Raw genomic sequence first — 9,790 nt, forward strand, 5'->3', positions numbered from 1 at the left:
CGCCGGCCTCGCCTACGGCGGCATCGGTCTTCTGCTCGGCTCTCTGGTCCGCGGCGAGCTGGAGGGCTTCTTCCTCATCATCATGCTCAGCCTGGTCGACACCGGCCTGCAGAATCCCGTCTTCAACACACTCATGGACGTGACAGGCGTGTCCGCGCTTCCTCTGTACGGCGTGAACCAGCTGGCGCTGAGCTCAGCCCTCACCCCCCACATCCCCTGGTCCCACGGCCTGCTCTCCCTCACCTGGTCCGCAGCGACCGGCGCCCTGGCGCTGCTCGTCCTCCACACCCACCGCCCTTCCCGCTCCCCGATGTCCCGCAGGACAGGGGTCCGGGCAGGGTGATCGCGGTGAGGACGGTCTACCTCCCGGGCCCTCGTTGCCGGCCAAGAGGCTGTCCAATCAACGGTGAACGTAAGGTTGTTGAGGTCAGTGCCGTGCTGCGCTGAGCCGGCCGTCGAGGGTGACGTCAAAGGCGGGGCGGTCTTTGAGTGGCTGGTCCAGCGGGCTTGTCCCTTGCCGGCGGGGGCGACGCATTTCAGCGCGGCGTGCTCGTCGGGCAAGTGGCTGCGGGCCTTGACAGCCCGGCGGATCCGGGCGTCGACGGACGCGATGGCGTTGGTGGTGCAGACGACCCGGCGGATCTCGGTGAAACCCGGTCGGTGTCGCCGATGGCTCCGCATCAAGAGGGGGAGCCACCGCTCGTCCGGCACCGTTTCCGACCCCACGAGCAGTCTGAGCCCGGCCGGCCCAGTGCGCGGCAGCCGCGCCTCGTTCACCCTTGCCGCGCTCGCCTGGTGCCTAACCGGGATCGGAGCGAGGGAAGCTTGTCCGGTCGTAGGACGGACATCGACGGCGCTGATGGGGTCCAGTGCCGCGTCGGGGAACCTGCCGCGTAGTCAGACGCGGTCGGTTCCAGAGTGCATGGCGGCGCGGCGGGGCGGAGGTTTCGTGAGGCGGCCCTACCGTGGTGAAGGTGGCGGGATTTGACGCCGACCGGCGGTGGTTCGAGTCCATGCCGGCGGCCTATGAGCAGTACCTCGTGCCGGTGGTCTTCCGGCCCTTCGCCGAGGACCTGGCCGCCCGAGCGGCGGCACTCCACCCTCGGCGGATCCTCGAACCGGCCGCGGGTACTGGCGCTTTGACGTCGGAACTGCTCGCGGCGGCACAGTCGGCCGAGGTGACGGCCACCGACCTGAACGAGACCATGGTCGCTTTTGGGTCGTCCAGGGCCCCGGGCGCGGTGTGGCGGCAGGCCGACGCGCAGCGGCTGCCGTTCCCGGACGGAGGCTTCGACCTGGTGGTCTGCCAGTTCGGCGTGATGTTCTTCCCCGACCGGGTCGCGGCCTTCACCGAGGTCCGCCGGGTGCTGGCCCCGGGCGGCCGGTTCCTGTTCAACACCTGGGGCCCGCTCGGCACGCACGCCTTCGGTGCCGCGCTGCAGGCCGGGCTGGAGCGGGCCTTTCCGACCGACCCGCCGCAGTTCCTTCCGACGGTCCTGCACGGCTACGCCGACCCCGCCGTCGTGGCCGTTGACCTGGCGGCCGCCGGGTTCGCCGTCGAGGAGGAGCAGGAGCTGACGCTGGAGGGCCGGGCCGCGTCGGCCGCCGATGTCGCCACCGGGTTCCTCACTGGGACGCCGGTGCGCGCGGCCGTCGAGGAGCGCGGCGACGGGCCGACCGTCCGGGCCACCGTCATCGGGGAGATGACGGCCCGTCTGGGCCCAGGCCCGGTTGCCGCCCCGATGACGGCGTACGTCTTCCGCGCGGCCTGAACTCAGGGCACGCCCACGCCGAGGAGGCATGAGCCGACCTCGACGCGTGCCCGTCGCAGGGGTGCCCAGCGCTGCATCTGGAGATCGTGGCTCGTGACGGGGTCACCGTGTTCCTCGGCGTGCCGACGACGTACGCGGCGCAGCTGCGCGCCGAACTTCCCGCGGGCTTTGACGCCGGTCGGCTGCGGCTGGCCGTGTCGGGCGGCGCCGCGCCTCCGGTCGAGGTGGTGCACGGCATCGAGCGGCGCTTCGGCGCCACCGTACTCCGCTCGTGCGCCGGTTTCACGCCCTGACGGTGTGCTTCCGTTTTCCCCCACACTGGGCCTGACGCCGGGTCCCGGGGAGGGCCTCGCGGGTCTCGACACCATGGGGGGACTGTGTCGTTTCTGCCTGAGCCTGCATGTGATGCCCGGCCGCGAGGGGGCGGGGATGTGCAGGTGGTGGTGGTCGGCGCCGGGTTCTCCGGCATCGGTGCTGCCATCCGGCTGCGCCAGGAGGGCTGGCGTGACCTTGTGGTGCTGGAGAAGGCGTCGCAGCTCGGGGGAACCTGGCGGGAGAACACCTACCCGGGGTGCGCCTGTGACGTCCCGTCCTCGCTGTACTCCTACTCCTTCACCCCCAACCCGCGGTGGAGCAGGATCTTCGCCGGGCAGCTGGAGATCTATGACTACCTGCGGACGACCGCGGACCGGTACGGAGTCGGCGAGGTGCTGCGCTGCGGTGTCCGTGTCCTGGAGGCCCGGTGGGACCAGAACACGGGGCGCTGGCTTGTGCAGACCACCGACGGCGAATACCGTGCCAGGGTTCTGGTCCTGGCCACCGGACCGTGGCATGAGCCACGGCGCCTCGATGTGCCGGGCCTGGACGAGTTCCCCGGGCCGGTGTTCCACACCGCTGAGTACGACCACGCCGTGGACCTCACCGGCCGACGGGTGGCCGTCGTCGGCAGTGGCGCCTCCGCTGTCCAGATCGTCCCGGCCGTCCAGGACCGGGCGGCGACCGTACACCTCTTCCAGCGCACCCCACAGTGGCTGCTGCCCAAGCCCGACCTGCCGGTTCCCCCGGCCCTCAACTGGTGTTTGGACCGCATTCCAGGCATACGGCGCACCCTGCGGGCCGGCCAGTACGGCCTGCAGGAGAGCATCGGCTACGCTCTGCGCCACCCTCGGCTGGCAGGTCCTCTCCAGACTGCGGCCCGGGCTCATCTGCGTCTCACGGTCCGTGACCCGGAGCTGCGCCGGGCGCTGACGCCCGACCACCGCCTGGGCTGCAAGCGTCTGCTGACGTCGAGCACTTTCTACCCGGCCCTGGCCCAGCCACGTGTCCACCTCCACCCCACCGCTCTGTCCTCCGTACGCGGCCGGCACCTCATCGGTGCCGACGGCACCGAGATCGAGGCCGACGTGGTGATCACCGCCACCGGCTTCCGAGTTGGTGAGCTGCCGCTGGCCCGCAGTGTGCACGGCACGGCAGGCCGGACGTTGCACGAGACCTGGGCCGGGGACGGCCCTCAGGCATACCTCGGCACCAGCGTCACTGGGTTCCCCAATCTCTTTCTCCTCCTGGGCCCCAACCTCCTTTCCGGTTCCACCTCCGCCATCAGCGTTCTCGAAGCCCAGCTCGCCTACCTGGGTGCCGCTCTGAGGCACCTGCGCCGCGAAGGCCACGTCTCCATGGACGTCAGACCGGCTGTCCAGGCCGCCTACAACACCGCGGTGCAGGAGGCACTGCGGACCACCGTGTACAACGCGGGTGGCTGCTCCAGCTACTACTTCCACTCCAGCGGGCGGAACACCTTCTGCTGGCCCTGGTCCACCGGCCGGCTCACCCGCTCCCTGAACCGCTTCGATGCCGCTGCCTACATCTGCCGCGCACCATCGGCACCTGCTCCCGTGCCTGCACCCCGGGCGGTGGCGGAAGACAGCTTCCCGGCGGATGAGGAAGGAGTCACCACATGACGCGCCAACGTCCCAGGCGACAGCCGTTGAACGGCTCGGCTGTCCCTGGACCTGGCTGATGATCGGGCGGCCTCTCGGCTGTGACGCACGACCGCAGCTCAGCCGCCTGTGCGTGTCCGGACGGCTCTCCTGATCGGTGGGGGCCAAGTACGGGTCCGCTTGGCAGACGGGGTGGCAGAAGCGCTTGCCAGCCTCAGAGTCCTGCCCACCCAGCTTGGTGCTGGCCCTCGATGTCGTTCAGTCGGGAGGGGAATGCCCATGACCAGTCTGCTCACCGCTTCGGCAACGTGCCCGCAGCCGTTGACCGTGGGGGAGGTCGTCCTCGGTGTGGACACTCACCGGGATGTTCATGTCGCCGCCGCGCTCTCCTGGCCGGGTGCGGTGCTCGGCACCGCGGCCTTTGCCGCCACCGCGTCGGGCTACCGTCTGCTTCTTGAATGGGCGCGCGGGTTCGGGCCGGTGTCGCGGGCCGGGGTGGAGGGGACCGGCGGGCTTCCACCTTGATCGTGGACACCGGTTGTCATGCCGCGATGGCCAGCGTAGTTGATCTCTGCAGTCGGCCCAGGACCTCGACGGGCAGGTCGCCCAGCAGCAGCGAGGGCCCGCGCAGAGGGAATCTGCGCGGGCCCTCGCCCGCACTACTCCTCGGAGGAGCACGTGGAATGAGCCGGCACCTGCAGGAGCTCTGTCCGTGATCTTGTTGGTGACCAGCACCCCGACTTGACGGACCGTGAGATTCAGCCGGTCCGCTCGGGCTGGGACAACCAGCTCTGGCGTCTCGGCGACGACCTGGCCGTGCGTCTGCCGATGACCGAACACGCCCCTGCGCTCTTGAGCAAGGAGTTCCGGTGGCTCCCCGAAGCAACTGGTGCGGCAGCCTTATCTTGGCCTTCGCGCCCGGTCGGGTGCTGTTTCACGCGTAGTGGGTGAGTGCGAGGAGGACGAAGATGTCGGTGAGGACGGGGATGGTGTAGCGCAGGGGGCGGGGGGCGGCTTGGTCGGAGGGGGAGGTGTATCCGCCGTCGGGGTTCTGTTCGCCCAGAAGGTAGCGCAGGCCGCTGTGGACGGTGGGGTGGGTGCGGTGGGTGGGGGCGAGCGCGGTGAGGGTGTAGGCGGTGCTCATCGGGTCGCTGCCCTCCCTGGGGGTCTGGCCCCAGCCGCCGTCGGGGTTGGCGGTGACGAGCAGGCGCTGGTGGATGGAGTCGATGGCCGGGCCCAGGCGTCCTTGATGCATTGAGGGGTTGTGGCGGTGGGCGAGCGTGAGGGCGGTCAGGGCGCGGAGCATGGCGTTGGCTTCGCTCAGGCTCCAGCTGCGTTCGAAAGTGCCGTCGGGTTTTTGCGCGTTGAGGAGGTAGCGGGTTGCCCGCTCCAGCAGGGGGCCGTGGGTGAAGTGATAAGGCTGCAGGGCGGTGATGGCGTTGGCGGTCATGGTCGGCTCGGAGGGCTGACCGGGTAGATAGGTCGGCATCCCGCCGTCCTCGCCCAGGTGCGCCGCCAGGAACTGCCGGGCGGCGTGGATGTTTGCCCGGTACCGCTCGGGGCCGAGGGCGTGCAGGAAGGACAGGACGTGGGTGGCGGTGTCCGTGTCGGTCTGTACGACGTCCTGCGCGTAGGCCCAGCCGCCGTTGTCGGCCTGCTGGGTTGCCAGGTAGTCGCCCATCGTGTGCAGCACCTGCCGGTCGGCGCCGGCGCGCGCCAGAGCGAGGCCCGCGGTGGCGGTGCAGAAGATCTCCTCGCTGGTGATGAAGGGCATGCCGCCGTCGTCGCGGACGGCTTTGGCCAGCGCGGTGATGCCGTCTTGGATGATCCGGTGGCCGGGCGTCGTCCGCTGCAGCGACAGTAGGGCGAACAGGTGAGCGAACACGTTGCCCTCGATGATTCCCCGGTCCTGGCAGCGTTCGGTCAGCCGCAGCAGGCGTGCGGTCAGTTCCGGGGCTACCGGGTCGGGCAGGTGCAGGTGGTGGATGGCGATTTGCCGCAGGCGGGTCCAGGTGGCTTCGTTGTGGTGCTCGAATGCGTGGGAGGGGGCTTCGACGTGGAAGGGCTCGGGTCCCACGACGGCAAGGATCGCTTCCAGGGCGAGCTTCTTGCGGTCGGAGGAGTGCTGGGCGGCACCGTCGAAGGTCTGCTCGATGAGCCGGTGCCGGTCGCCTGCGGGAATGCCGTTCAGGGTGGCATCGATGACTGCTGCATCGAAGGCGTCTGCGGCCGCACGGCTGCGCGACAGGTAGGCGTGCAGCCTGCTCTGCGTCCCGGGCAGGGCCTTCTGACGGCGCAGCAGGGTCAGCATCAGGGCCGACTCGGTGACCCGGCTGCTGCACTCGCCTGTGACGGCTCCCTGTCCGCCGACCTGGGCGAGCAGCCGCACGGTCAGCCGACGGGTCGCGCTGCTCACCGATGCCGGGGACGCCGCGCGGTGGGCCGACCGCATGTCGCGGGCCGAGGCTGGCAGGGAGACGGGCAGGGCGGCCTGGTCGCGCAGATACGTGAGCAGGCTGGTGCGGTCACACACGGGCCATGAGTGGTGGCGGGCCAGCATCCTGAGAGCGGGGGAGGGCTCGAACGCCACGGGCCGGCCGACCCGGCTCAGCGACGAGACGTCGCCCAGGGAGTTGCCCACCGCCAGCGACCCCGGCCAGTCGATGCGCCCGGAGCCTGCCAGGTCCTGTGCAGCCTTGTCCTTGCCGTCGGCGACAGTTGAGGTGACCCGGCCGGTGAACAGGCCGTCAGCCGCCTCGAACCGCGTGCCGCGAAACAGGGTCACGCCCAGCTCACACGCAAGGTGAGCCACCATCTCCTGCGGGCCACCCGAGATCAGCAGGGGCACATAGCCGGCCTCCTTCAACGCCGCGGCCAGCGGCCTGGCGAAGGCGAACAGCCGCTCGCGTTGCCGCTGCCACAGCCGGGCCGTCACCGCGGACACTGCCCGGCACGGCACATCGCTCAGCATCGCGGCGAACAACTCGTTCATCCGCGCCGCCGCCTGCGGGTCCCCCGCATCCGAGGCCACCTGCGCCCGGCGCAGCCGCGCCAGCCGGTCCCGGGGAGCGAGCCCAGCCTCGGCCAGCATCGTCGGCAACGGACCGGCCAGGGTGTCGGCAATCAGAGTCCCGTCCACATCCAACACCGCGATACGCATCCTCCGAGCCTCGCGGGCACGCCACCGCGCCGAGGCCGATTCCCCGCCCTGTCACCCGATCGAAGACACCAGCGCCACGTCGACCTCCCCCTTCTGCCCGCAACGCGCCGAAGCGTGGACCTCGACTGATTCGGCGGGCACGATCCAACTGGGGCGGCATCCGCCGACACTCACCAGGTGGATCTTGGTGGTAAGCCCGCCACGTGAACGGCTCACCGCCTCGTCAGGCCGTGCTGGACTGGCCGCCTGCGGCGTCCAGGTACCCATGCCGGCCGGTGACGAGCCCCGGCGGCGTGCTGGTGGGCACGGCGTACCGGGGAATCCATGCTCACACTGCTCCAGTCGATCCGCCCCTCCGCGTCGGCGTCGGCCTGGACGGCCCGAAGGAGCCGGTCCCATGTGCCGTCCGCCGACCAACGCCCGTGGCGGTCATGCACCGTCTTCCATTTCCCAAACCGTGTGGGCATGTCTTGCCACGGGATGCCAGTCCGCTGGCGGAAGAGAATGTTGTTGATGACTGCCCGGTGGCTGGTCCCTCGTAGGGGGAGCACCATGATCGAACGTTCGGAATGTCGTAAGTGCCACCTTTTGTGTCTTCGTGTTTCTTGCAGCGGACGTTGCCGGTGATGTCCCCGACACGAGAGGCGTGCGATGAGTAACACGTTCCTGGAGCGGAAGATTGCCAGGTGCTTCGATCTGCTGGACCGCAACAGCGATGGAGACCTCAGCAGGGACGACTGCGTAGCGCTGGCCCGCGCGGCGGCCGACGCTTCGGGCTTTGCCGCCGAGTCTGCGGATGCCCGGCGCGTTCACGACGCCTACGTCCGCTTGTGGGAGATGCTGTGGTGCGCATGCGGTCTGCCCAGTCTCGTGCGTAGGAGGCGGAGGAGGCCCGGACGAACAGGCCCCGGTGGAAGTCGCCGATGAGGGTGCGCATGCGACCGGGCAGGGGGTCGCCGTCCATGATCGTGAACACGTCTGCGGCGGTGGCCGTGGCCTGCTCTGCGTCGCCCTGATGGAGCTGGGCGAGTGCGAGTTGGGCGGTTGCGAGTGCCCTGTTGCGCCGGAAGGAACCCGGGATTTTGGCCAGGGCGCGGTGGGCCATGGCCTCGGCGTGAGCAGGGCGTTCGCTGTTGAACTGCACGATGGCGCCGAGGTGGTCGAGTTCGGCCTGGCCGTAGAAGGCCGTCCAGCGCGGACGTTCGCGCTCCGTCACCTTGGTGTAGGTGCTTTGGGCGGAGCCGAGGGATCGCAGGCCGGCCCGTCCGTCACCGAGTGCCGCGTAGGCGAGGGCGACGCGGACCCGGCCCAGCGAGTCGAAGAACGGGTCCCGTCGAGCCGCGTAGGAAGCTTGTGCCGCTTGTGCTGCCGCGAGTGCTTCGGGCCAGTTGCGGCGCTGGTAGGCGAGCATGGAGAGGTTGACCTGGCGCGAGTTCCGCGACCTGATCGTCCGCGCCCGTATCCAACTCGGCGGCCCGATCGCGCTGGTCTGGGACAACGTCCGCCTGCACCTGACGGCTGGCACGCGGGAGTTCATCGCCGCGAACGTCGAGTGGCTCACCGTGTTCCAGCTGCCCACCTATGCCCCGGACCTCAACCCGCAGGAAGGCGTGTGGTCGCTGGTCAAGCGCGACATCGGCAATCTCGCGGCGGCCGACCTCGGTCAGATCACCCGGGCCGTGAAGCGCAAGCTCAAGATGCTGCAGTACCGCCCCGAAGTGATCGACGGCTGCCTCGCAGGCACCAGTTTGGCCCTTTGATCGAAGCAGCGCGCAGTCAAGAACAATCTGAGCGGTAGGCGAAGGGCCTGTCGGAGCAGCTGGTGCATTCGAACAGGTAGATGCCGCCCATGTCGCCGAGCATGAGCCCAGGGGGGCATTGGATCTCGGTGCGTTGTTCGTATGGAAGGTCCCAGATGGTTCCCATGGCCGGGGTGTCCTCGATGGGCAGCCACGTGCGCCAACTCTCGCCATCGAACTCGTTGCTGCTGATCGTCAGGAGATGCTCCATGCGCACACGGCATGTCGGGCACGTCGGCCAGTTGGGCTCCTGCGTCCACGTCGGATACCCGCCGACCTTGACGCCGTCCGACACGGAGAGGTGGGACGAGTAAGACCAGCCGGTTTCCTCCTCCAGCTGTTCGAACCTGGCTTCGAGCGCGTCGGCGACCTCGTCCGGGAGGTCCCAGTTGGGGTAGTCGGTGACACGCTCAGGGTGCAGGACGCACGGGTCCGGAAGGTAGTCGTTGTCAGCGCCGGTCGGGCGGGGTCGGTTGACCGGCTGCAGGTCGCTCAGGGAGCCGTCCCGCCAATAGATCTCGGGGCGGGGAACGTAACCGTCCTCGTGATCGAAGGGGCACCACAGCACCTGCAGCAGATCGGTGGCGCTGGGGAAGGCCAGGTCAGGCACGTCGGCCGCGAAGAGCTGGAGGACTGGGACGAGCGGGATCGGTCCCTGGGCGGGAGGGGAGAACGCCGTGCGCGGGTGGTTGTCCTCGCACTGGGGCCAGGGCTCCGAGAGCGGCCAGAGTACGGGTCCGCCGAGCGAGCTTTCCCGCGCGCTCGGATCGCCGAGGCGCGGATGCAGGCGAACGGCCGTCTTCCGATAGCTGGCCACCTCAGGGAACAGCGTCTCGACATCGAGCGGACGTGGCGGGGTGGTGCGAGCCATCGGAGTGTTCCTCACAGACCAAAGCGTTGGCTTGGCCACGGCCGAGGCCGCGGTGGGCTGAGAGTAGCCGCACGGTCCGTCGGATCCAGCAGCAGGCCCCCGTTCTCGGTCACGGGGCAGCGCGCGGTCGGCCCTGACAACACCCGACATGACGAGTTCAAGTTCCTTACGTTGTTGGTGGGTTGATTCCGGTCACTCGTACGATCGGGAGGCCCGGGGGCCCTGGGTATGGCTGTCAAGTTCATGCCGTA

At 69.4% G+C, this 9,790-nt stretch carries 7 protein-coding genes and 4 pseudogenes; 6 read left to right on the forward strand and 5 right to left on the reverse strand.

Annotated features, from left to right (window positions below):
• Window positions 1-343, forward strand: a pseudogene (locus ACWGJB_RS49620) (hypothetical protein); the annotation flags it as partial.
• Between the two features lie 84 nt (window positions 344-427).
• Here the strand turns inward: ACWGJB_RS49620 and ACWGJB_RS49625 are convergent.
• Window positions 428-645: pseudogene (locus ACWGJB_RS49625) on the reverse strand (transposase); the annotation flags it as partial.
• A 368-nt stretch (window positions 646-1,013) separates the two neighbouring features.
• On the opposite strand from ACWGJB_RS49625, the gene ACWGJB_RS49630 reads away from it, so the two are divergent.
• From ACWGJB_RS49630 to ACWGJB_RS49645, 4 genes are all read left to right on the forward strand, one after another.
• Window positions 1,014-1,772: a class I SAM-dependent methyltransferase gene (locus tag ACWGJB_RS49630; protein WP_453386613.1), complete on the forward strand. Its 759-nt coding sequence runs from the start codon at window positions 1,014-1,016 to the stop codon at window positions 1,770-1,772.
• 77 nt (window positions 1,773-1,849) lie between these two features.
• Window positions 1,850-2,065, forward strand: a complete 216-nt coding sequence (locus ACWGJB_RS49635) for a hypothetical protein (protein ID WP_453386614.1) — start codon at window positions 1,850-1,852, stop codon at window positions 2,063-2,065.
• 138 nt (window positions 2,066-2,203) lie between these two features.
• A complete protein-coding gene (locus tag ACWGJB_RS49640; protein ID WP_453386608.1) occupies window positions 2,204-3,730 on the forward strand; it encodes a flavin-containing monooxygenase in 1,527 nt (508 codons plus the stop codon).
• A gap of 258 nt (window positions 3,731-3,988) precedes the next feature.
• On the forward strand, window positions 3,989-4,234 hold the full coding sequence (locus ACWGJB_RS49645) for a hypothetical protein (protein WP_453386609.1): 246 nt from the start codon (window positions 3,989-3,991) through the stop codon (window positions 4,232-4,234).
• Between the two features lie 409 nt (window positions 4,235-4,643).
• Here ACWGJB_RS49645 and ACWGJB_RS49650 read toward each other — a convergent pair whose 3' ends face one another.
• The 3 genes and pseudogenes from ACWGJB_RS49650 to ACWGJB_RS49660 all read right to left on the reverse strand — a co-directional run bounded on the left by ACWGJB_RS49650 (window position 4,644) and on the right by ACWGJB_RS49660 (window position 8,280).
• Window positions 4,644-6,869: a haloacid dehalogenase-like hydrolase gene (locus ACWGJB_RS49650; RefSeq protein WP_453386610.1), complete on the reverse strand. Its 2,226-nt coding sequence runs from the start codon at window positions 6,867-6,869 to the stop codon at window positions 4,644-4,646.
• Between the two features lie 150 nt (window positions 6,870-7,019).
• Window positions 7,020-7,408 (reverse strand): annotated as a pseudogene (locus tag ACWGJB_RS49655) (IS5 family transposase); the annotation flags it as partial.
• Between the two features lie 185 nt (window positions 7,409-7,593).
• The gene (locus ACWGJB_RS49660) at window positions 7,594-8,280 is read right to left on the reverse strand and encodes a hypothetical protein (RefSeq protein ID WP_453386611.1); all 687 of its coding nucleotides are present in this window, start codon (window positions 8,278-8,280) and stop codon (window positions 7,594-7,596) included.
• Window positions 8,281-8,293: 13 nt separating this feature from the next.
• Here ACWGJB_RS49660 and ACWGJB_RS49665 point away from each other — a divergent pair.
• Window positions 8,294-8,629 (forward strand): annotated as a pseudogene (locus tag ACWGJB_RS49665) (transposase); the annotation flags it as partial.
• A gap of 16 nt (window positions 8,630-8,645) precedes the next feature.
• On the opposite strand, the gene ACWGJB_RS49670 reads toward ACWGJB_RS49665, so the two are convergent.
• Window positions 8,646-9,539 carry a DUF1963 domain-containing protein gene (locus tag ACWGJB_RS49670; protein ID WP_453386612.1) on the reverse strand — a complete coding sequence of 298 codons (894 nt, stop codon included), beginning with the start codon at window positions 9,537-9,539 and terminating at the stop codon, window positions 8,646-8,648.
• Between the last annotated feature and the right edge of the window lie 251 nt (window positions 9,540-9,790).

Source organism: Streptomyces sp. NPDC054813 (genome assembly GCF_053611365.1).

Excerpts from the sequence above, each read along its gene's own strand:
- ACWGJB_RS49630 (WP_453386613.1), top strand. The coding sequence starts at position 1,014 with ATGCCGGCGGCCTATGAGCAGTACCTCGTGCCGGTGGTCTTCCGGCCC.
- ACWGJB_RS49645 (WP_453386609.1), top strand. The coding sequence starts at position 3,989 with ATGACCAGTCTGCTCACCGCTTCGGCAACGTGCCCGCAGCCGTTGACC.
- ACWGJB_RS49650 (WP_453386610.1), bottom strand. The coding sequence starts at position 6,869 with ATGCGTATCGCGGTGTTGGATGTGGACGGGACTCTGATTGCCGACACC.
- ACWGJB_RS49660 (WP_453386611.1), bottom strand. The coding sequence starts at position 8,280 with ATGCTCGCCTACCAGCGCCGCAACTGGCCCGAAGCACTCGCGGCAGCA.
- ACWGJB_RS49670 (WP_453386612.1), bottom strand. The coding sequence starts at position 9,539 with ATGGCTCGCACCACCCCGCCACGTCCGCTCGATGTCGAGACGCTGTTC.